This is a genomic window from Nostoc sp. ChiVER01 (genome assembly GCF_034531155.1).
GTDB lineage: Bacteria > Cyanobacteriota > Cyanobacteriia > Cyanobacteriales > Nostocaceae > Nostoc.
In genome coordinates, this window is the sequence record NZ_JAVRBS010000015.1 from 86,068 (window position 1) to 108,217 (window position 22,150).

A 22,150-nucleotide genomic window follows, 5' to 3' on the forward strand; every position below is an offset into this window, starting at 1 on the left:
CCTAATTATTTGTAAAATTAACAAACCGCCATCGCGTAGCGTATTGCAGAGAAGCCGCCTTGGCGCAGCCTCTCAAAGAGAAGACCGCCAATAAAAGAAAGAGAAGTTTTCATATCTGATTTAGGATTGGTGTAACTTCCTATTACTAATTATTATTCATAAAAAACATGAGCGATGCCTTTAACCGACTTGCACCCTTCATCCAAGAATATATTTATCATCACCAGTGGACTGAATTACGACCAGTTCAAATTGCCGCTTGTCAAGTTATATTTGACACCGATGCTCATTTGCTAGTTACTGCTGCAACTGCTGCGGGTAAAACAGAAGCAGCCTTTCTGCCAATTTTGACTTTATTACATACCAACCCTGCTACCACCATCGGCGCATTATATATTAGCCCAATCAAAGCTTTAATTAACGATCAATTTGAGCGCCTCAATGACTTACTCAAAGAAGCAGATATTCCAGTTTGGCATTGGCACGGTGATGTTTCTCAAACTCGAAAAAACAAACTCTTAAAAAACCCTCAAGGTATTCTACAAATTACACCAGAATCTTTAGAAAGCTTGTTAATCAACAAAAATAACGACCTCCTTCGCTTATTTGGTGATTTAAGATTTGTCATCATTGACGAGATTCACGCCTTTATGGGAAGCGATCGCGGTTGTCAAATCATTTGCCAATTACAACGTTTAGCAAAGTTGACGCAAAAGCAACCGCGCCGTATTGGTTTGTCGGCAACTCTTGGTGATTACTCAATAGCTGAAGAGTGGTTGCGTTCAGGAACAGATAAGCCAGTTATTACACCCCAGACTGACGGCATAAAACGCCAAATCAAACTAGCTGTAGAACATTTTTATATTACTGATGAAGTAGATGAATCAGAGGCAACAGCTTATGAAAAATATATTTTTAACCTCAGCCAATCTAGGAAATGTCTGATATTTGCTAACAATCGCACGCAAACTGAATCTGTAATAGCATCTTTGCGAAAAATAGCCACTGAACAAAAGCTACCAGATATATATCATGTGCATCATGGGAGTATATCTGCTAGCTTACGGCAAACTGCTGAAAATGCGATGCGTGAACCTAACAATCCAGCAGTTACCGCCGCCACTCTGACTTTAGAATTAGGCATAGATATCGGTCATTTAGAGCGAGTTATTCAGTTAGAATCACCCTTGTCTGTAGCTAGCTTTTTACAGCGCTTAGGACGTAGTGGCAGAAGAGGTGAAGCTGCCGATATGCGCTTTATCTGTGCTGAAAATAAACCATTATCAGAAGCTTCTTTACCAGAGCAAATACCTTGGCAACTTTTGCAGTCTATTGCTATCATTCAACTTTATTTAGAGGAAAAATGGATTGAACCCATCAGACCGATTAAATATCCTTTGAGTTTGCTTTATCACCAAACAATGAGTATTTTAACAGTAGCAGAGGGAATTTCACCTAATGCCTTAGCTAAACAAATTTTTAGCTTGCCGCCCTTTGCTACTATTTTAAAAGAAGATTTTCAACTATTGCTCCGCTATTTAATTGATATTGGTCATATTCAGCATACTGAGCAAGGTAAATTAATCCTGGGTTTAGCAGGAGAAAAGATTGTGAGAAAATTCCAGTTTTATGCTGTCTTTGCTGAACAGCAAGAATATATTGTTAAGCAAGGTGCAACGCAAATTGGCAGTATCGTCACGCCGCCTGCTGTTGGAAATCAATTTGCTTTAGCTGGGAGAACTTGGGAAGTCATAGAAGTTGACTTTAAAAAGAAAACTATTTTTGTTAAACAAGCCGAGGGTAAAGCTACTATTTATTGGCGTGGTAGTGGTGGTATTATTCACACCAAAGTTTTACAAAGAATGCAACAGGTTCTATTTGAGAATGTCGAGTACAGCTATTTGCAAAAAAATGCTTTGCAACGTTTACTTCAAGTTCGCCAATTGGTGCAGCAGGTAGGATTAGATAAACAAAATATATTGCAATTAGAAAAGGGCAAATGCTGCATTTTTCCCTGGATGGGTACGGTTACTTACCGCACTTTAGAAAGATTACTCAATTCTTATTGTCGAGAATCGTTGGAAATTACAAGTATTGGCGGAGTAAATCCTTATTATTTAACAATTAAATTAGGCAAGGATAAATTTAAATATCTTTATCACGAAATTGCTTCATTGTGTGATCAAAGAATTACCTCAGAAGATTTACTCAGTACTTCAGAAGCACCGGAAATTCAAAAGTATGATCAATTTATTCCTCATTCACTTTTACGAAAAGCTTTTGCTAGCGATTCTTTAGATATGAAAGAACTTAAACAGAAAGTGGCGCTTTGGAGACAATAAAACATAGGACAATCATTTAATTACCTGGAAATTTCTATAATTTAGAAAAATTATAATTAGGTAATCCAGCAACATCAGTTTGGAGGGCAAACAAATCACCAGAGTAGAAACTTTTTTCGATCTCTGCTTGGCTGAGTCCAACTGAAGCAGTAGTTATGTAGAGTGTTTGCAAATATTCGCCGCCAAAAGTACAGCTAGTTGGCACTTGCACAGGTAGCTTTATTCGCAATATCTCTTCACCCTTGGGATTGAACCGAATCACGCACCATCCATTCCACATAGCTGACCAAATATGTCCTTCACTGTCTATTGCCAAACCATCTGGATGGAAGGATTCATGAGTTAAATCAATAAAAATTCGACGATTACTAATGTTTCCTGTTATTGAATTAAAGTCATAAGCATATATTTTTTGCTGAGGAGAATCTGTTAAGTAAAATGTCTTTTGATCTGGACTCCAACCTAAACCATTAGAAATAGTCAATCCTGTTTCCATTACATGCAATGAACCATCATTATCATAGCGATAGAGGCTAGCCTGTGGTTTTTCTAAAGAACACATTGAGCCAAACCAAAAACGTCCTTGAGAGTCACATTTACCATCATTGAAACGATTATCTGGTAGATGCCCTTCAATTTCCAAAATGGGGGTAACTTCACCTGTCTGGGTGTTGAGGAATGCTAGGTGATGACGCTGTGCCATTATTAATCTATCTGCACCTGCTGTTGCGATCGCACCGACGACATCTCCCACATCAAAAAAGCAGTTTTCCCCCGTAGCAGGATTGAACTGATGCACCCGATGATTATAAATATCGACCCAGTACAGTAGGTTTTTAGTTGAGTCCCAAATAGGGCTTTCACCCAAGCGAGCCCTGGCTTTTAGAACATTGGAGAGTGGATATTGTGCCATAAACAGTTAATTTAAATATTAAATCTTCAACATATATTTAAATGGTTGCTTTCATTGGGTAAAACATTTACGACACATTTATACCACTTCTTCCTTTTTATTCAAGTTCAGGGTTTGTATACTATTTCCAAATTCCTGTTCCAGTAAAAGCTAAAGACGCGATAAATTGCATCTTTCCCAGGTATAAGAATAAATATTTTCTTTTAACTTTGGTCAAACCTTTATCGTGATCCGTTAACTTAAAGTTAGTCGGTCAAGATTCCCCTTATGTACCAAACAGACCCGCCTCTCTCCCCCAAAGAAGTCCTACCTACAATGTATGATCTTCCCAGTGAATACCCGGAGGACTCTGGTTTGCCTGACGAATTTCACCTTTTTCAACCCCAACTTCTGCGCGAAACCTTTTGTCCACCTAACTATCCAACAGAGGAGGTATTTGTTGGCACTGACTTAAACCTTTACTATGACCTCCGGCATACACTGTGGTACAAACGCCCAGACTGGTTTGCTGCTGTCGGAGTTTCGCGTTTCTACGAACAGCAAAGCTTGCGTCTGAATTATGTCATTTGGCAAGAAGGAGTTGCTCCTTTTGTAGTGGTAGAATTGCTTTCTCCTGGCACTGAAAAAGAAGACTTAGGACAAACTCTGCGGGAGATTAACCAACCGCCGACCAAATGGGAAGTTTATGAGCGGATTTTACGAGTTCCTTACTACATTGTGTTTGACCGCTACACAGATAAACTTCAAGCATTCCAATTAGTTGCAGATAGTTACAGCGAATTGGACTTGACTACCCCACGGCTGTGGATGCCGGGTTTAGAACTGGGCTTAGGACTTTGGCAAGGTTCTTACCAAGGAATTGAGCGATTATGGCTACGTTGGTATGATGCATCCGGGAATTGGCTTCCCACGCCGCTAGAATGAGAAAGTCAACGTGCTAACAGATTAGCAGCACAACTGCGAGAGTTAGGCGTTAACCCTAATGAGTTGTGAAGATGCGATCGCATCAGTAGGGACACACAGTAATGTGCCCCTAAACATCTTTACTCACACAGCTTGTAAAATCTCTTCATCTACGGAAAAATCAACATCAGCCTTATCTTTTACATTAGCTAAATAATCATTTTCCAGAGAATCTTGTAACCCAGAAATTAAATCATATTCAGGATGCCAATTTAATTCTGTTTGTGCTTTGTTCACCGAAGCAAAGAAATGCTGCACTCGCATCGGAAAAGCTTTGCGTTTGCCAAAGTCAAACTTTTTCGGGTCGTAATGGACGATTTTGACAGCATCAGGTGATTTGCCAGCCGCTACAGCACTAGCACGGGCTAAACCATCAAAAGTGACAAAGCGATCGCCTGAGATATTATAAATCTGCCCTATGGCTTCTTTATTCCCTAAAACCTTAGTCATTGCTAGTGCCAAGTCTTTTACATGACCTAGCTGGGTAATATGCAAGCCATTTCCGGGGATGGGAATGGGGCGATCGCGCACAATTCTATCAAAAAACCAGCCTTCCAACTCATTATAATTGCGAGGCCCGTAAATATAAGTAGGACGAATGGAGGTAAAAGGTAATCCCAATTGAGTCAGATAAGCTTCTGTTTCATGTTTACCCTTGTGGCGACTTTTAGGATCTACTGGATCACCTTCTACGTGGGGCAATTGGTCAGATTTGAGATATACCCCCGCAGAACTCATATAGACAAAATGTTGCACTCGGTCTTGAAAAATCTCTGCTAGTGGTTGAGTATCAGTAAGTTCTCGCCCATTATTGTCAAAAATGACATCAAAGTTTTCTTGTGATAACTTTGCCTTTAATTGAGTAGCATCAGTGCGATCGCCTATAATTTGTCCTACTCCCTCTAAAGCAGGTGCTGGCCGATTTCCCCGATTGAACAGCACCACTTGATGTCCTTGTTCCACTAATAGTTGAGTCAAATAGACACCAATGAACCGAGTACCACCCATAATTAAAATTCGCATAAATTCACCATTTCTATATCAGTTGTTGTTAAGGGAGTAGGGAGTACGGGAAAAGCAGGGGAGGCAGGGAAAAATAACTATTGGTATTTCCTATTCCCCATTCCCTACTCCCCATTCCCCACTCTGAGATTATCAGGTTGCAGCATCCATCTGGAACCTCTAACGTAAAATTGCGTCTTGTGTGCTAATCTGGGGCGTTTCCCGTTAATTAATCACAGGGGAAGACTTTTCAGTTAACGTCATCAAGTTGCCGTTTGTAATTTCAATTTATTCAAGTTAGCTGTGCCCTTGAAATATGCTCTAGTTCATGAGTGGCTGACACCTAAAGCCACAGGTGGTTCAGAACTCGTTGTCCGAGAAATTTTGAATCATATTGATGCTGATTTGTATGCTCTCATAGATTTTGAATCTAGTAATCCTGAAAGTTATTTATATAAACGTCAAATTGGCAAGACGTTTCTCCAGAACTTTCCATCTGCTCGCAACGGTATACAAAAATACTTGCCTTTGTGGCCTTTGGCAATTGAACAACTTGATTTACGACATTATGATGTAATTCTTTCATCATCCCATGCCGTTGCCAAAGGAATCCTTACTACTTCAGAACAAACGCATATTTGCTACTGTCACAGCCCTATGCGCTATGCCTGGGACTTGACTTTTGATTACCTGCGCCACAGCAAACTAGGCAGTGGTTTTCCTGGATGGGTGACGCGATATTTATTACATAATTTGCGTCAGTGGGATATATTAAGTGCCAATCGAGTTGATTACTTCATTGCCAACTCGCAGCATACAGCTCGACGGATTTGGCGTTGCTATCGACGAGAAGCAACAGTCATTTACCCACCAGTGAATATTGCTCAATTTCCATTTCTATCTGAAAAAGACGACTTTTACCTGACTGTTTCCCGCTTAGTGAGTTACAAGCAAATATCGTTGATTGTCAAAGCTTTTAATCAACTCAAACGACCATTAGTAGTCATTGGTACAGGAGATGAAATGAACAAGATTCGTGAAATGGCAAACTCTAATATCCAAATATTGGGATGGCAACCCGATAATGTGGTAAAAAAATATATGTCTAGGGCTAAGGCGTTTGTATATGCAGCTTGTGAAGATTTTGGTATCGCTTTAGTGGAATCACAAGCCTGTGGCACGCCAGTCATTGCCTATGGTGCAGGGGGTGCTTTAGAAACAGTGCGAGATATTCGCTCTGATGCGGATACAGGGACAGGTATATTCTTCAGGACGCAAACAGAGGCGGCTTTGGTGGAGGCAGTAGAAAAGTTTGAAGTGTATGAGGGTTCATTCAGTTCCGAGTATATGCGATCGCACGCCGCGCAGTTCTCACCGCAAATTTTTGCAGATCGTTATCTAGATTTTGTAAACAAATGTAACGAAAAAAGACCATTTTTGCAATGATGGTCTTGAATAACGTCTTATTTTTTTAGGCTTTTGGCAATTTTCCCCAGAAGCACCTCATTTTGGCTTTAATATTGGGACTATGTGTGGTGTGGATTATTAAGGAGTATGATGACTGCCCAGAGCTCACTCCTCTCCGGCAAACGAGGCGTAAGGCAAGACACCAGAACGTCTACGCGTTTCTTAAAACGCGGTCAAAAAACGAAAACACCAAAAGTTAAACCAAAAGGTTTATCTTTTCAGGGTTTAAACGGAGAGTTTGCCAAACGACTGTTTGATATAGTGTTTTCGCTGTCGGTGTTAATTTTGTTCTTGCCCGTTTACTTAATTTTGGCCTTGCTGATTGCTTTCAGCTCAGAAGGCCCAATTTTTTATGTCCAAGAACGGGTAGGGAAAAATTACAAAACGTTTAATTGTATTAAATTCCGAACAATGGTAAGCAATGCTGACGAAATCCTCATGCAAATGATGGAAACATCGCCCGAATTGCGACAAGAATTTGAAAGCAGTTTTAAGCTGAAAAAAGACCCCCGGATTACCAAAATTGGTCGATTTTTGCGAATTACTAGCTTAGACGAATTTCCCCAGTTCTGGAACGTTTTAAAAGGGGACATGAGTGTAGTTGGCCCCCGACCCTTGGTAGCAGAAGAATTGCCAAAATACGGTTCTTACATTGATGAGATTTTAACAATCCGTCCAGGAATTACAGGTTTGTGGCAGGTGTCTGGGCGTAATGATATTCCCTATCCTCGGCGAGTCCAAATAGACCTGCATTATGCTAGGTTTAGGAATCTCTGGCTTGATTTATGGATCATCTTGAAAACTGTTGATGTGGTCATTCTGCCCAAAAATAACGGGGCATACTGAGTAATTACTTAGGATCAATTCTGTGGGGCAGTTAATGCCCCTAAATACCAATTTTTATCTAAGACTAAATGATTGTTCTTGTTTATTTATAATTTATCCGTTTCTACTTAAATTAGACTTATTTGAGTGTGTATCTGTGATTTGCTTTGCTCTTATTCTGATTTTTAGCAAAAATCTAATTTAAAATATTTATTTTATTTAGCCTTCATAAAACCTATTACATTATAAAATTTTCACAAACAAAGAACGTATACAAAAAAAATCTTGATTTATCTGAGAAAAGAAATATATATATTTAAACAATCTTGATATATCTAGGTTGAACTTACGTGTTAAATTACTTTTTATTAAGTATATCTATTTAGGGAGAAAGTCTCTGAACAACAATAACTCGTAGGTTTACCATTAGGCAATTGGGCAATTAACTGCTAGGTTGTATCAGATTGGCTGTAACTTTTTAATCGAAGATAATAAGGGATAATTAAGCATGACGCAACAGAAACGAGCGTTGATTACTGGTATTACTGGTCAAGATGGTTCATATCTAAGTGAATTTTTGCTAGAACAAGGTTATGAGGTTCATGGCATTATTCGCCGGACTTCTACCTTTAACACAGACCGCATCGATCACATTTACGAAGACCCTCACAAAGAGGGAGTGCGGTTGTTTCTTCACTATGGTGACTTGACAGATGGTACAACGCTGCGACGCATTTTAGAAGAAGTCCAGCCAGTAGAGATTTACAACCTGGGCGCTCAATCCCATGTCAGAGTAAGCTTTGATTCACCAGAATACACGGTGGATGCTGTCGGAATGGGAACGTTGCGTCTATTGGAAGCAATTCGGGACTATCAACACCGTACCGGAATTCAGGTGCGATTCTACCAGGCGGGTTCTTCAGAAATGTACGGTTTAGTACAAGCAATACCTCAAACTGAAACAACGCCCTTTTATCCCCGCAGTCCCTATGCCTGTGCAAAAGTTTACGCCCACTGGCAAACTGTAAATTATCGTGAGTCTTATAATTTGTTTGCTTGTAATGGCATACTTTTTAACCACGAGTCACCACGACGGGGTGAAACCTTTGTAACCCGCAAAATTACTAGAGCAGTAGCTAGTATTGTTGCTGGTAAGCAGAAAAAACTTTACATGGGTAATCTAGACGCCAAGCGAGATTGGGGCTATGCGAAGGATTACGTTAAAGCAATGTGGTTGATGTTGCAGAAAGACCAGCCAGACGATTATGTAATTGCTACTGGTGAAACCCACTCGGTGCGCGAGTTTTTGGAACTGGCATTTAATTACGTAAATCTCAATTGGGAAGATTATGTAGAGTTTGATGAGCGTTACCTCCGTCCATCGGAAGTAGAGTTGTTGATTGGAGATTCTACCAAAGCACGCCAAAACTTGGGCTGGACACCATCAGTAACCTTTCAAGAATTAGTTTCCTTAATGGTAGAAGCAGATTTACAAGCATTGGGTTACACTTCACCCAATGGAAATGGTTCGCAATTTCCATTAGATATTGCAACTATTCGTCAACAACTGGGCGCTTTGCACTTCTGATTAGCACCACAGAGGATAAAAATATGACCGGCTTAGAATTAAAAAATAAACGCATTCTTGTCACTGGTGGGTCGGGGTTTCTAGGTCGTCAGGTGATAGATCAACTGTGTAAAGCAGGCGCTGCTCGTGAGAAGATTACAGTAACGCGATCGCGCGATTGTGATTTGCGGGTTTGGGAAAATAGCCAACGCGCAGTTGACCAGCAAGACATAATTATCCATCTAGCAGCTCATGTTGGGGGTATTGGTCTGAACCGTGAAAAACCCGCAGAGTTGTTCTACGATAACTTGATCATGGGAACGCAGCTAATTCACGCTGCCTATCAAGCTGGAGTAGAAAAGTTTGTTTGTGTTGGCACAATCTGCGCCTATCCTAAATTTACCCCGGTGCCATTCAAAGAAGATGATCTGTGGAATGGCTACCCAGAGGAAACCAACGCCCCCTACGGAATTGCTAAAAAAGCCCTTTTAGTCCAATTGCAATCTTACCGCCAGCAGTATGGTTTTAATGGAATTTATCTCCTGCCAGTGAATTTATATGGCCCAGAAGATAACTTTGACACAGGAAGTTCTCACGTTATTCCAGCATTAGTTCGCAAAGTTCACGAAGCCCAAATTAAGGCAGAAAAGCAACTCCCAGTTTGGGGTGATGGCAGTCCCACCCGTGAGTTTCTGTATTCAGAAGATGCCGCGCGGGGGATTGTTATGGGAACTCAATTCTATAACGAATCAGAACCAGTTAACTTGGGAACAGGTTATGAAATCTCCATCTTTGATTTAGTAACTCTAATCTGCGAATTAATGGAGTTTAAGGGTGAAATTGTTTGGCAAACTGACAAGCCTAATGGTCAACCCCGCCGTTGTTTAGATACTGAACGAGCAAATCTTGCCTTTAATTTCACGGCTCAGGTGGGCTTTGAGCAAGGGTTAAAAAATACCATTGAATGGTATCGTCAACACGCTCTATAACAATGTACTGCTGAGTGTAGAGTACTTAAGCTGGGCATCGCCCAGCTTATTTATTTAACGCTATTTTCATGGACAAAGTTAATCATCAATTAAATAAAGCAGAACTACGGCGCACTCTACTTAAAACCCGTCAATCAATGTCTGTTCGAGAGTGGAGAGAAAAAAGCGATCGCTTATGCTTTCATTTACAAAACTCTACTTTGTTTACCCAAGCAAAAACAATACTTGCTTATTTCAGCTTCCGCCAAGAACCCGATCTCAGTCCACTATTTGCAAATACGAAATACCGTTGGGGATTTCCTCGCTGCATTGATAAAAAATCCCTATCTTGGCATCTTTGGACACCGAGTGATTCTATCCAAAGTGGCGCTTATGGCATTACTGAACCACACGCCGACGCTCCCCTATTAGATGCGGCTGAAGTGGATTTGATTCTTGTCCCCAGTGTCGCTTGCGACTATCAAGGATATCGCCTGGGCTATGGCGGCGGATATTACGATCGCTTGCTCAGTTTACCGCAGTGGCAGACAAAGCCGACTATCGGAATTGTCTTTGAGTTTGCCTATTTGTCCGAAATACTTAGTGAGCCTTGGGATAAACCACTACAAGTTATTTGTACGGAAACCGGATTGACTCATAAAGGTTCCAGGATTCAGGATAATGAGGACACATTATCAAATGTTTTATGACTAACCCAACGTCATCTACCACTGAGCAAGAAGCAATAATTGACGAAATTATTGCAAGTAGTCTCCAATCTCAACAAAAAACAGGCCCAGACCTCCGCCAAATTCATAGCAAAAGTCATGGACTCCTTTGGGGAGAGTTTATTATTGAACCCAATCTTCCTGAAGACCTGAAAGTAGGTTTATTCAAAACGCCCCAAACCTATCCTGCATGGATTCGGTTCTCTAGTGGTGGTTCGCCTGAAAAACGTGGTAAATTTCACTCCGATAGCCAACCTGATGTTCGCGGTATCGCCATCAAAGTGATGAATGTGGACGGGCAAAAAGTGCTGGATGATGAAGAAAAAACTCAAGATTTTATACTCAACAATTATCCTACTTTTTTGGCCAAAGACGTTCGTGATTACGCTGATCTTTCAAAAGCAGGTAGTGGACAACTCAGCCCAGAACGGATGGAGGAACTTGCTTACGTCTTTGCTATCTTGCAAAAAATTGGTAGTCAGAAGGTAGGAAATCCGCTTTTGATTCAATATTGGAGCATGGCTCCGTTTAAATTTGGTGAGCGGATTGTAAAATTATCTGTCAAATCTCAACAGCCTGAACAACCACCAGAAACACTTCCAGAATCAGAAAATTACCTTCGAGAAACGCTGGTAAAATATTTGACTGAAGAAGGTAGAGAAGCGTCTTTTGATTTTTTAATTCAGTTTTATGTAGATGATGACAAAACACCGATTGAAGACCACGTTCAGGAATGGCAAGAGGCAGATTCACCATTTATTAAGGTTGCAACTGTCCGCATTCCCAGCCAGAAATTTAACTTTGAAGAACGTAAACGTTTAGATGAGGGTATATTGTTTTCCCCTTGGCATACACTGCTAGACCATGAGCCTGTTGGAAGTGTCAATCTCTCTCGTAAGAGGCTTTACAGCGAACTTGCAAAGTATCGACGAGAACAAATTGCCCAACGTTCGCGGGAACCACAACCTTATGTAGCGATTGAAGATTAATCACTATAATTTAAAACTGTAGGATCATAGGTTACAAGCCTACTTGATTAGATACATTTTTTGGTGTTGCTGATTTGATGTATAAAGATTATGAGTTGTGTAGCCAAAACTATGTATATGTAGAGACGTACAACTTTACGTCTCTACATATACATAGTATGGTGCATTACATTTCATAAACCTAGATTTAAAACCTTAGCACGAACCAGAATTACATCTAGAATCACACCAAGAGAATTATATGAATTGCTTTGACCAGATTTTTGATGATAAGTTACGATAAAATTAGCCAAATTCTCAAGTAAAGCCATGTCTGACTCAGTTCAGTATGTCACTAATGCAGAGGGGAAAAAAGTTGGAGTACTATTAGATTTAGAAACTTACCAACAACTAACTAACTTATCTGTAGATTCGGAATTATTGATTGGTTTAAATATAGATGAATTGCAAGCTTTAGCAGAAAGTTATTTATCTCCAAAAGCTCATAGACAGTTACAGGAATTATTAGTTAAAAATTCTGGCAATGATTTGTCAGATGACGAAACTGAAACCTTAGACAGATTATTGGCACAGATTGACCAATTAAATATTCTTAAAACTAGAGCTAGATATACCTTAGATATTTTTCAAAATAAACAGCAATTAGCATGAGTGTTTACATTCCTGTTGAATTAAAAAAGGAAATTCGTAATTATTTTGCTGATTGTTGTGCTTACTGTCGCACTGCTGAAGCTTTAATAGTCAGTCTGCAATTAAATCATGTGCGGAAAATGTGGGTAATAATGGGCGAACATCCACCAAATATTTGAGCAAGTACAACAGATGGAAAGCAAGCAAGAGTCTTATAAAGAAAGCTGTCATAAATATTTATAAAGCTTGGAAATTTATTAATCAAATGCTGAACTGGAAAAAATCACGATCGCAGATTCTGTTAATGTATGCGCTATTGGGAGCGATCGCACTGGTGATGCTCTTTCCTTTACTGTGGCTAATTAGTACTGCCTTAAAATCGCCTACAGAAAATATTTTGCAGTCGCCGCCACAGTTATTGCCTGCCTCACCTACACTAGATAACTTCTTCAGTGTGTGGAACTCTTTACCTTTTGGACAATACCTGTATAACAGTACTTTGGTATCAGTGCTGACTGTGGGCTTAAATCTGCTGTTTTGCGCTTTAGCTGCCTATCCGTTGGCAAGATTATCATTTGTCGGGCGAGACTGGATTTTTGTAGCGATCGTCTCTACGATTATGATTCCCTTCCAAATCGTGATGATTCCCCTTTATATTTTGACAGTCCAGTTGGGTTTGAGAAATAGTTATTTAGGAATGATTTTTCCGAGTTTAGCTTCTGCCTTTGGGATTTTTCTGTTGCGCCAAGCTTTCATGAGTGTCCCCAAAGAGATAGAAGAAGCGGCTCGAATGGATGGAAGTTCGGAGTTAGGTTTGTGGTGGCATGTAATGTTACCAGCAGTTCGCCCAGCATTAGTAACTTTAGCCATTTTTGTATTCATTGGTGCTTGGAGTGACTTTTTATGGCCTTTAATTGTCATCCAAGATGAAAATTTATACACTCTTCCGTTAGGAGTCGCAAAGCTAGCAGGTACATTTTCCCTTGACTGGCGGTTAGTAGCTGCTGGTTCAGTAATTGCGATCGCCCCAGTATTATTACTATTTTTATTTTTACAGCGTTACATTGTACCCACAGAAACTGGTAGCGGGGTCAAGGGTTGAAGAAGAAAGTGGAGATGCACGAACCTGGGAAAAAATTAATGACTAATGACTAATTCAATAAGCCCCAGTCTTTTTCAAGACTACCCCAATAGTTTTAATAATCAGACTCAGGTCATAAGTTACAGACCACTTACGTTGATAGTCTAGATCCATCTTGACAATGGTTTCAAAGTCTGTAATGCTGGAGCGCCCATTAGCTTGCCATTCTCCTGTAATACCTGGTTTAACTCGCAATCTATCCCAGTGATGTGGATCGTAATTGCTGACTTCATCAGGAGTCGGTGGACGAGTACCAACTAAACTCATGTCCCCTACCAGAACATTCCAAAATTGAGGCAACTCGTCTAAACTAGTACGCCGCAAAAATTTACCCACAGGAGTAATGCGAGGATCATCAAAAGATTTAAAGATGTGACCCTTGGCTTGGTTTTTAACCAAATGCTTGAGTTTATCGGCATCGACGATCATGGAACGGAATTTCCAAATGCGGAAAGTTTTTCCGTTTAAACCACAGCGAATTTGGGAATAAAATATTGGGCTTGGAGCATCTATAAAAGTAACAATTGTTACAGGAATTGCTACAATAAACGTAATTATCAGCCCTATAATGGCTCCAACAATGTCAATTAATCGTTTTCTCACGCTTAAGGTTGACGGGTGGAAAGGCTGTTGCGAGCAATTAACTGAATAAAGATAAAGATGATTCACAACGACTAAACTTATCTACAACAGGACTTTTTGAATCAGTAGTGTAGACATAAAAATAATTACTAGATGATTTTTATTGATTTTGTCAATACTACTGAGTGTTAACATACACAAAAATTAAGTAATATAAAAACAGAAAACCTAAAGTTTACAGAATCTTTTAATTAAGGTAGGAATTTGTAAAATTACAGTATCATCCCATAAGCTAAAAAAGCTAGTGTTATGGATATACTACATCCAAAGCATTACAGTGTTGAAAGTTGAAAGCTAATCGGGATGTGACCGACTCAAAAAGACACATGAACCTATCCTACACTTCTAATAATCTCTACTTCTTTTCGTAAAATGTGCTTAAAAACCTTGATTTTTCGTTTTTAGTTCTCAATAAGCTTAAGCTTTGTAGCACATATATTATTAATGGGATAGGTTCATCTGTGATGTAAGTAAAACGGTGTAAATAATTAAAGGTTTGTAGTAAAGACTTTAGTCCTAAAAGAAGGACTGAAGCTCTTACTACGAAATCGATTACAATAATTTTGCATTACTTAAAATAGTTCAATTTATTCGCACCGACTTACTTACTAATGTCAATGATTAACCTCTAAAGCGAAATTTGCTAAGTATGCTTCCTCCAGTGATTGCTGATTACTAGCCTTGATTGCATCTAGATAGCGACGCAAAGACAACAGTTGTTGGAAATTGGGACGATATGTGAGACTCCCTTGTTTTTCAAAAAGTGGTGCTGTAGCGATCGCCTGATAATCAGGATTTTCTTGCGAACTCTGAGTCAGCCAAGCCGAATCTGTAACTGAAGGTATCAAACCCGAAGGCAGTTCACCCTCCAAAAAAGCCAGCAGACGTTGCTGACAAGTGCGAGTATTAATTCCACGACCCTCAAATAACTGGATAACTTCACCGAAAGATAAAGATCGGTCTGGTAGCAACCGCAGCAATTCTGTAAATAGGAAATAATCAGTGTATTGTTGCCTGGGTATATCTAATATCTGGGGATGCAAAGGCAGCATCGCCAAACCATAAGCAACTCGGCTGCAATTGGGAGCGCTGTTTTCGCCAAGATATAAATCTTGAATAATCTTAGCGCTGGGGAGTTTTTGCCGTAGCCAACGATTCACCGTCCCAACACAAGCCACCCCACCAGTCAGGATAGCTTGATTAATGGATTCTGTGGGGATGCCACGAGCTACCAACAACTTGTTAAGTTCTCGGTTCAGGCGACGCACAAAAGGGATAAATACCTGGCTTTCTAAATCTCGTCGCAGCAAATTCCACTGCTGATCAGCCAATTCTAAGGTAAAAGACTCTTGGTGTTGCAAAATCAGCTTTAGAGCTAGTGCGGCATCTAATACTCCCTGTCCCAGCAAGGAACTTTCTAGACGCTGCTGGAGGCGAATCCGAGCGGTGATATCTGGCTCTCCGACTCTGGGTAGTTCTAATTCTTCTAACCCTAAACTCTGCCAGCGCATTTGGTCTAAACCGGGAATTGACGATTGCCATTGCCAAGGATTATTGGTGGTAGTTTTGCGTAGCCCGTCGTAGGCATCGCTTCGGGTTTCTTTTCGTGATTGCCGAGATTTAGGTGGCAATAGCAGCTGACAGATTATATCTTGTTCAATTCCCTTACCAGCATAAGCAAAACTGTGGAGCATGAAATCATTGTATGTCAATTGCTGTAATGTCTCTGGGAGATTGACCAGCAACATTTCTGTGGCAGTTGCCCCAATGTTAATCACAAGGGTATCCCCAACAATGGGATCTTCGCTGGTTTTTGCCGGATGAGAACCTTGATGTTTACTTAATTTTACTTGCTCACCGTTAGCAGCATCGAGTTCTGGGAGTAAACTAGCGATCGCTTCTTCGACAAAAAAGACTTGCTGTGGATGTTGGATGAGTTTACTGGTAAGTAAAGCTGACCGCACGTTAAAGCGGTATTGTTCCGACCAATTAGATGGACAGGTGCAAATTACACCTGCAATATTATTAATAATTTTGGAGAAATCTTGTTCGCTGATCCCCATAGCAGCAGCTATTAAACTAGGGGTGGTACTAGTTTTTTCAGATTTGAGGGTTAATAGTAGCTTAGAGAGCGATCGCACAACCCAAATTAAAGGGCCTGCGGAAAATTCATTTAATTGCAAAACAGGTTCCCATTTCTGCCGTTCACTCTTGTAGGGAATAGCTACTTGTAAATAAGGCTTCAACTGTGCCGAGTAGAGATTATTTTGCGTCGCATCTGTCGTCCGTGTTGCAGGAGTGTTGGCACGATCAGTTACTTTATCTTGGGCAACAGCAGCTACAGTTCGTTCATGTACTTCGATACTTTCGTTTTCTCCGTGGGGTACAGAAGCTGTAGGCAAATAAACCTCTGTTGGTAAACGAAATGATTGCTGAAAAGAAGTTGTTACCGGTGGATTTTCTGCTGACCAGTAAATAGGATGTACAACAAAAGTAGAGCGATTTAATAATGCCGCAGAAATTCCTGTTGTACCTAAATCAATTCCTAAATACCAGACTGATTCTAAAACATTTAGCGATTCTGGATTGTTGATGGAGTTGGAATTTGGAGGTAAAGAGCTTTCTTCAACAGGGGTAGTGACTTCCTTTTCTTGTTCAGTTTCTACCTGGGGAACTGCTGAGGTATTTTCTACTATTTGGAGATTTTCTGTTGGCGGCTCAGGAGAAGTTATGGGAATTATGTGTAGATTTTCATCAAGTAGTTCTGAAAAAATATCCAAGTTGGTAGCTGGTTGCGACTCCGAATTTAGCTGTAGATCAAAATTAGCTAAATCTTGATCTAATTGTTGCAACTGTTCATCATCTAAAGAAATATCAAGTACGCCTGGAGCCTGATTTGACTCAACACAAAGCAAGTTTTCTTGTGGCGAGGCAGCAATGTAGTCATCTGAAGACAGTTCTGGCTGATTATCGTTAATTAATACTTCCGGTTTGGCTATCGAAGTTTCCGCAATTTCTTTTACTTCGGGAGTAATTGGTGCTGTAGTTGTGCCATTATCCTCAAAAAATGACACTTCCAGCAGTTCCTGCTCATTACCTGTATCAGGCAATAGCTCAGTTAGATTATTAATTGTATCAGCGCTAGCTGGCTGATTGCCGATCTCCAAGCTGTCAATTGCGGAAACTGATTGTGGAGTAGAGAAACTAACAAGCTCTATATCTGTATCTTCTTCAAAAAATAGTTCTTCATGTGAATCTGATAATGCTGTAGTTTCTACTGGAGTTTGTTGGGTTGTTTCTGGGTTAACGTTACCCAGATCAAACAAATCCGTATCTGCTGTTACAGCCTCAGAATTCACACTTGGAGGAACAGATCCGCCCTCAGCGATGTTCAACGTTGATTCTAAGGCTGTGGAAACTTCAAGACTTGCATTATTAACATCACCAGTACCAAACAAGCTGGTGTAAAGTTGGTCTACTTCATCACCAATTAACGCGGAAATATCTTGCGGTAATTCAGTCTGCTGGAAAGATTGAGACGAGTCTATACCAAGCTGCAACAGCGCTGCATCTAAATCTTCTGTAATGTTAGTGTCCTGTTGCTTAGAATCAATTGTGAGTGAAGATGTTTCTGGCTGTATAAGTTCTAAGGGTTGGGGTGCAACTCCAGCAGAAATCTTGGTGGCATCAGTTAATGATCCTGGTGTATCAGATTCGACCTTAAGGAAAGATGGTTGGGAACTAGGGGATTGCTGCAAATGCTGGGTCAAATTATTGAGAAAGCTGGCCATCAACTGTTCGCCTTGCATCCCCTGACTATGCATTCTTGCCAATGCTTGCGACAGCGACTCGTGATAAGTATTAATGTTGCGTTGTAGTGCTTCAAAAACTACATTTACAGTCCCATCTAGTGATAATAAACGTTGATCTAACTCCCTGGACAGGTGAGTTAAACGTTCCACAGGGTTTAGTGATTCTAATAACGGTTGAGTTGTAGAGATTCTTGGTTCTGAGTTTGCACTATTTGCTCCTGAAATGGCGGAATTTTCCCGCGCCTGTGCTAGCAGTGGCGTTAAAGTTGGCACAAGATGACTCATGAGTACCTGTAAAAACTCGGTAATCATCTGCTCTTGATTTGTCAACTGCTGCGCTAAGGAGTAATTTTGCAATCGCTTTTGCTCTAACTGCCTAATTTCTTGTAGGAGAGCGGCTCGCTCTTGCAAGAGCAATTCTAATTCCGATCGCAATGGCTGGAGCAAGCTCGAAAATTCACTTTTTAATTGTCCTGCCCCAACACTACTTTGTTCCTGATTGGGTTCGGGCCGAGGTAGTGGTGACTGATTATAACCTTGCTCAATAAATTTTGTTAATAAAGGCGATCGCTCTGCCAACGCCGAACGCGGTTCTTTAGAAGACTGATTTGGGATGCCATTCTCTAATGCTTCTTTTTCTTCTAGCCTCACTAAGAAGTTGCGAATTCGTTCTAAAACTTCTTTAGGCTCTTGCGCCTGACCAGACAGAAATCTAGACATACGCTTGCCACCACTGGCAAGTAAGTTGTCAATGTCTGCGATCAGCTTTTGAATTTCGTCTGCACTGGAAGTCACTTTTATCACCTTACTTAGAGATATATGTCAACTAATGTGACAATTACTTTACAATCACCGTACCCTATGGGATTTTGCTACGCGCAACGTCGGTCATAAGAGAAGTTTTGAGTGGCAAAAGCCCCTGCTTGGACTTGTGACTGTCATTATGTTATGGATTACTGCGAGTCGTGGCAATCTTCAGTCAGCCTTTGTGTGGAAGCTTAGTTTTACAGACCATTAAATTGCCTATTTTTGAAAATGGCTAAAAATACCTGAGCAATAATTTACTCCCTTTAGTATCATTAATGTTGTTTGCCTATATTGTGAACTAATCAAGTTTGCAGTGCAGCCAGCCCCTAAGCAATACAAATGTCGGCTATAAACTACTTTTTGCAAAACTATTACCCTGTTTAAACTTATAGGTAAAGATTATTTAGAAAAAGGTTCTTGTCGCTTTCTTATGTAGCATAGTTTAGTTTTCTTTTTGAAAGGGAGCTGTGCAATGATAGCTTAGGCTGAAAATGGCGCTCTTGTTTGTTGTGTGTATATAGCCGCTTGAATAAAGATGTCGTAATGGAAGACCGATATAGCTTGCAAGCACAGGCTAATTCCTGGATGATCATGTCGTCGGCTCCCTTTTTTCAAGGGTTGCCAGAAACTGCTGTAGAATCAGCCCTCATCCATCTTGTTACCCGTACTCACCCAGCCAATCAGGTAATTCTGCTAGAAAATGACTGGGGCGGTTCTGTGTATTTTATTTTGGACGGATGGGTAAAAATTCGCACCTACAATCTGGAGGGAAAAGAAGTAACGCTGAATATTCTTGGTAAAGGGGAATTGTTCGGTGAAATGGCGGCGCTAGATGAAGTGCCTCGATCTACAGATGTGATTACCTTGGCCCCAACGGTAATTGGTAGTATGCCTGCTCAGGATTTTGTCAAGTTACTTCAGATAGAACCCTTAGCGGGAGTTCGATTGGCGCAACTAATGGCACGACGTTTGCGGCAAGTAAATCGCCGATTGCGGTTGCGGGAATCTGATAGCCAGTCACGGGTGGCAGATACGTTGGTATTTTTGGCAGAAGGACAGGGAATAAAAGGGCAAACAGGAACCGAAATCCCCAATTTACCTCATCGAGAATTGAGTAGTTTGAGCGGACTGGCGCGGGAAACTGTGACAAGAGTGTTGACAAGGCTAGAAAAAAAAGGCTTGATTAAACGGGATCAAGACACCATTTGTATTCCCGATTTGTCAGCTTTAGAAAGAATGATCGTTTAAAAACTTGTCAGATATGAGTATTTTAGATTCTTTGCCAGATGAGCCAGAGGAAGATCCATCCTCTGAGTCTCAAACTCTCCATAATCATTGGTTAGACAAAGAACAGCAGTTAATACCTCCTCAACTCAAGGCTGATGCCCCCTTAAGGATGGTGGAAACAGCGTTTTTAGCAAGTGCTGCTAGCTTAATTTGGTTTATTAATTTCTACTTTCCCTTAGGCCCAGTTTTGCGGATATTTTTTCCGGTACCGATCGCTCTAGTTTATCTGCGTTGGGGTAGGCGTGCGGCATGGATGGCAGCACTCACCTCCGGGTTACTGCTGACGGTATTGATGGGGCCAGCCCGCAGTTTGCTGTTTGTCATGCCCTACGGGTTTATGGGCGTGCTTTTGGGAGCTACATGGTGTCGTCGTCGTGTTCCCTGGATTGTTTCTATCAGCTTGGGTACACTATTGGGTACTTTGGGGGTCTTTTTTCGGCTGTGGTTGCTGTCTGTTTTGTCAGGTGAAGACCTATGGATTTATGTAATTACCCAGGTGACTGAGTTCATAGAGTGGGTATTTTTTAACTTAAGTTTGTTGACGAGTCCCAGTGTGTTTTTAATTCAAGTGGGAGCGATCGCTTTAATTGTACTCAACAACTTTATCTACCTTTTTGTGGTACACCTAGCAGCATGGTTTCTTTTTGACCGCCTGGGCAACCCTATTCCCCCTCCACCACGCTGGGTGCAAGTCCTCATGGATTATGAAGGATAGTTATTAGTCATTTGTCATTTGTCATTTGTCATTTGTCATTTAGTTGAATGATAAGTTCTAACTAATATCCAATGCCCAATTTCCAAACTCGTATTTATACGCAGAAAGAACAGGGTGAAGAATGGCTACGACGGTATCGTGGCTGTCTACCCGTATTTGCCTGTGTTTTAGGATTTACTGAAACTGGTTTAATTCCAGGAATTTCAGCAGCTGGTCACACTCCAGAGGATCGGAAATATACTGCTTGTGCCGATGCTGAGTTTTTGTACTATGGCCCAGAACATAAAGCCAAATATCCCCTACCACCACTAGCAGCCGGGGCTTCACCTGTGCTGATTTCTCGCGCTGTCTTTGAGTCGCTAAAGATACCAGTTCATTTGTTTAATGCTGGTTTACCTCAGCCCCCGGCTGTGCCAGTAATTGATTTAGGCGGCACAGCTGCTCGGTGTTTAAGTAGTGGTGCTGCTATGGAAATCACAACTGTACACCACTTGTTTAAACAAGGGCTACTTTGGGGAGAACGCCTTGCTGCCAATAACCAACATAAGTATGTGATTCTCGGTGAGTGCGTCGTTGGAGGCACTACAACCGCCCTGGCAATCTTAACTGGTTTGGGTGTAGATGCTGCCGGAAAAGTTAACAGTAGCCACCCTATTTGTAACCACGCGCAAAAGTGGGCGCTAGTGCAAGCTGGCCTGGAGAAGATGAGGGGTAGTAGGGAGCAGGAAGCAGGGGGAGAAAATTTTACTTTGTCCTCCTCATCTTCCGCAGTTAACCCCTTGCAACTCGTCGCTGCTGTGGGTGATCCGATGCAAGTGGTGGTAGCTGGAATGGCGATCGCTGCTAGTCGAAGTTGTGGTGTAATGCTTGCTGGTGGGACGCAAATGCTGGCAGTTTATGCGCTGACAAGTGCGATCGCTCAATCTTACGCCTTATCATGGCAACCAGAAGAAGTAGTTGTAGGCACAACTCGCTGGGTAGCAGAAGATCCTACTGGCGCTACAGTTGATTTAGCCCTCAGCTTAGAAAAAGCCAGCTTAATTCAAAGTGGAAGAATCCCTCCCCTATTAGCAACTCATTTAAGCTTTGCTGATTCTCGTTATCCCCAACTCAGAGCTTATGAGCAGGGCTTTGTAAAAGAAGGTATGGGCGCTGGAGCCGCTTGCATAGCCGCCCATCTTAGCCAAAATTGGCAGCAACACCAGCTTTTGGCAGCCATTGAAGCCCAACTTGAACGGTTAAGTACAGCATTTTATTAATTCATAGCAAATTAAATTCGGCAAGACTCTGCGCCCCACCAAAGTTATAGGCGGAGGTTTCCTTTGCTCATACCTCTCTCTACGTTTAAAAGC

General features: G+C 41.1%; 17 protein-coding genes and 1 pseudogene. 14 read left to right on the forward strand and 4 right to left on the reverse strand.

Annotation, left to right across the window (positions count from 1 at the left end):
• Window positions 1–167: 167 nt before the first annotated feature.
• A complete protein-coding gene (locus tag RMY00_RS20015; RefSeq protein ID WP_322649212.1) occupies window positions 168–2,342 on the forward strand; it encodes a DEAD/DEAH box helicase in 2,175 nt (724 codons plus the stop codon).
• 34 nt (window positions 2,343–2,376) lie between these two features.
• Here RMY00_RS20015 and RMY00_RS20020 read toward each other — a convergent pair whose 3' ends face one another.
• A complete protein-coding gene (locus RMY00_RS20020) occupies window positions 2,377–3,255 on the reverse strand; it encodes an SMP-30/gluconolactonase/LRE family protein (protein WP_322649213.1) in 879 nt (292 codons plus the stop codon).
• 267 nt (window positions 3,256–3,522) lie between these two features.
• Here RMY00_RS20020 and RMY00_RS20025 point away from each other — a divergent pair.
• Window positions 3,523–4,248: pseudogene (locus RMY00_RS20025) on the forward strand (Uma2 family endonuclease).
• 54 nt (window positions 4,249–4,302) lie between these two features.
• Here the strand turns inward: RMY00_RS20025 and RMY00_RS20030 are convergent.
• Window positions 4,303–5,241 carry an NAD-dependent epimerase/dehydratase family protein gene (locus RMY00_RS20030; protein WP_322649214.1) on the reverse strand — a complete coding sequence of 313 codons (939 nt, stop codon included), beginning with the start codon at window positions 5,239–5,241 and terminating at the stop codon, window positions 4,303–4,305.
• A 282-nt stretch (window positions 5,242–5,523) separates the two neighbouring features.
• Here RMY00_RS20030 and RMY00_RS20035 point away from each other — a divergent pair, with 282 nt between their 5' ends.
• From RMY00_RS20035 to RMY00_RS20075, 9 genes are all read left to right on the forward strand, one after another.
• Window positions 5,524–6,666, forward strand: coding sequence for a glycosyltransferase (locus RMY00_RS20035; protein ID WP_322649215.1), 1,143 nt, complete (start codon window positions 5,524–5,526; stop codon window positions 6,664–6,666).
• 111 nt (window positions 6,667–6,777) lie between these two features.
• Complete coding sequence (locus RMY00_RS20040; RefSeq protein WP_322649298.1) at window positions 6,778–7,533, forward strand: sugar transferase; 756 nt, start codon at window positions 6,778–6,780, stop codon at window positions 7,531–7,533.
• Window positions 7,534–8,020: 487 nt separating this feature from the next.
• Window positions 8,021–9,100, forward strand: a complete 1,080-nt coding sequence (gene gmd / locus RMY00_RS20045; protein ID WP_322649216.1) for a GDP-mannose 4,6-dehydratase — start codon at window positions 8,021–8,023, stop codon at window positions 9,098–9,100.
• 23 nt (window positions 9,101–9,123) lie between these two features.
• Window positions 9,124–10,068, forward strand: coding sequence for a GDP-L-fucose synthase (locus RMY00_RS20050; protein WP_322649217.1), 945 nt, complete (start codon window positions 9,124–9,126; stop codon window positions 10,066–10,068).
• Window positions 10,069–10,136: 68 nt separating this feature from the next.
• Window positions 10,137–10,757, forward strand: a complete 621-nt coding sequence (locus RMY00_RS20055; RefSeq protein ID WP_322649218.1) for a 5-formyltetrahydrofolate cyclo-ligase — start codon at window positions 10,137–10,139, stop codon at window positions 10,755–10,757.
• A complete protein-coding gene (locus RMY00_RS20060) occupies window positions 10,754–11,764 on the forward strand; it encodes a catalase family protein (protein ID WP_322649219.1) in 1,011 nt (336 codons plus the stop codon). Before RMY00_RS20055 ends, RMY00_RS20060 begins: the two co-directional genes overlap by 4 nt.
• Window positions 11,765–12,073: 309 nt before the next feature.
• Window positions 12,074–12,415 carry a hypothetical protein gene (locus RMY00_RS20065; RefSeq protein WP_322649220.1) on the forward strand — a complete coding sequence of 114 codons (342 nt, stop codon included), beginning with the start codon at window positions 12,074–12,076 and terminating at the stop codon, window positions 12,413–12,415.
• Entirely contained in the window at window positions 12,412–12,573 is a 162-nt protein-coding gene (locus RMY00_RS20070; RefSeq protein WP_322649221.1) for a hypothetical protein, read from the forward strand. Before RMY00_RS20065 ends, RMY00_RS20070 begins: the two co-directional genes overlap by 4 nt.
• An 86-nt stretch (window positions 12,574–12,659) precedes the next feature.
• On the forward strand, window positions 12,660–13,496 hold the full coding sequence (locus RMY00_RS20075) for a carbohydrate ABC transporter permease (RefSeq protein WP_322649222.1): 837 nt from the start codon (window positions 12,660–12,662) through the stop codon (window positions 13,494–13,496).
• Between the two features lie 54 nt (window positions 13,497–13,550).
• Here RMY00_RS20075 and RMY00_RS20080 read toward each other — a convergent pair whose 3' ends face one another.
• Both RMY00_RS20080 and RMY00_RS20085 read right to left on the reverse strand, forming a co-directional pair.
• A complete protein-coding gene (locus tag RMY00_RS20080) occupies window positions 13,551–14,204 on the reverse strand; it encodes a sugar transferase (RefSeq protein WP_416212083.1) in 654 nt (217 codons plus the stop codon).
• A 587-nt stretch (window positions 14,205–14,791) separates the two neighbouring features.
• Window positions 14,792–18,784, reverse strand: a complete 3,993-nt coding sequence (locus RMY00_RS20085) for a hypothetical protein (RefSeq protein WP_322649223.1) — start codon at window positions 18,782–18,784, stop codon at window positions 14,792–14,794.
• A gap of 555 nt (window positions 18,785–19,339) precedes the next feature.
• Between RMY00_RS20085 and RMY00_RS20090 the strand changes: the two genes are divergently transcribed.
• From RMY00_RS20090 to cobT, 3 genes are all read left to right on the forward strand, one after another.
• Window positions 19,340–20,044 (forward strand): Crp/Fnr family transcriptional regulator, encoded by a 705-nt coding sequence (locus tag RMY00_RS20090; protein ID WP_322649224.1) that lies wholly within the window; start codon window positions 19,340–19,342, stop codon window positions 20,042–20,044.
• A gap of 13 nt (window positions 20,045–20,057) precedes the next feature.
• Entirely contained in the window at window positions 20,058–20,798 is a 741-nt protein-coding gene (locus tag RMY00_RS20095; RefSeq protein WP_322649225.1) for a DUF2232 domain-containing protein, read from the forward strand.
• A gap of 71 nt (window positions 20,799–20,869) precedes the next feature.
• Window positions 20,870–22,057, forward strand: coding sequence for a nicotinate mononucleotide-dependent phosphoribosyltransferase CobT (cobT, locus tag RMY00_RS20100; protein WP_322649226.1), 1,188 nt, complete (start codon window positions 20,870–20,872; stop codon window positions 22,055–22,057).
• Window positions 22,058–22,150: the final 93 nt, after the last annotated feature.

What these genes read in the sequence shown, in the direction of transcription:
- RMY00_RS20015 (WP_322649212.1), top strand. Translation starts at nt 168, where the DNA reads ATGAGCGATGCCTTTAACCGACTTGCACCCTTCATCCAAGAATATATT.
- RMY00_RS20020 (WP_322649213.1), bottom strand. Translation starts at nt 3,255, where the DNA reads ATGGCACAATATCCACTCTCCAATGTTCTAAAAGCCAGGGCTCGCTTG.
- RMY00_RS20030 (WP_322649214.1), bottom strand. Translation starts at nt 5,241, where the DNA reads ATGCGAATTTTAATTATGGGTGGTACTCGGTTCATTGGTGTCTATTTG.
- RMY00_RS20040 (WP_322649298.1), top strand. Translation starts at nt 6,778, where the DNA reads ATGACTGCCCAGAGCTCACTCCTCTCCGGCAAACGAGGCGTAAGGCAA.
- gmd (WP_322649216.1), top strand. Translation starts at nt 8,021, where the DNA reads ATGACGCAACAGAAACGAGCGTTGATTACTGGTATTACTGGTCAAGAT.
- RMY00_RS20050 (WP_322649217.1), top strand. Translation starts at nt 9,124, where the DNA reads ATGACCGGCTTAGAATTAAAAAATAAACGCATTCTTGTCACTGGTGGG.
- RMY00_RS20055 (WP_322649218.1), top strand. Translation starts at nt 10,137, where the DNA reads ATGGACAAAGTTAATCATCAATTAAATAAAGCAGAACTACGGCGCACT.
- RMY00_RS20060 (WP_322649219.1), top strand. Translation starts at nt 10,754, where the DNA reads ATGACTAACCCAACGTCATCTACCACTGAGCAAGAAGCAATAATTGAC.
- RMY00_RS20065 (WP_322649220.1), top strand. Translation starts at nt 12,074, where the DNA reads ATGTCTGACTCAGTTCAGTATGTCACTAATGCAGAGGGGAAAAAAGTT.
- RMY00_RS20070 (WP_322649221.1), top strand. Translation starts at nt 12,412, where the DNA reads ATGAGTGTTTACATTCCTGTTGAATTAAAAAAGGAAATTCGTAATTAT.
- RMY00_RS20075 (WP_322649222.1), top strand. Translation starts at nt 12,660, where the DNA reads ATGCTGAACTGGAAAAAATCACGATCGCAGATTCTGTTAATGTATGCG.
- RMY00_RS20090 (WP_322649224.1), top strand. Translation starts at nt 19,340, where the DNA reads ATGGAAGACCGATATAGCTTGCAAGCACAGGCTAATTCCTGGATGATC.
- RMY00_RS20095 (WP_322649225.1), top strand. Translation starts at nt 20,058, where the DNA reads ATGAGTATTTTAGATTCTTTGCCAGATGAGCCAGAGGAAGATCCATCC.
- cobT (WP_322649226.1), top strand. Translation starts at nt 20,870, where the DNA reads ATGCCCAATTTCCAAACTCGTATTTATACGCAGAAAGAACAGGGTGAA.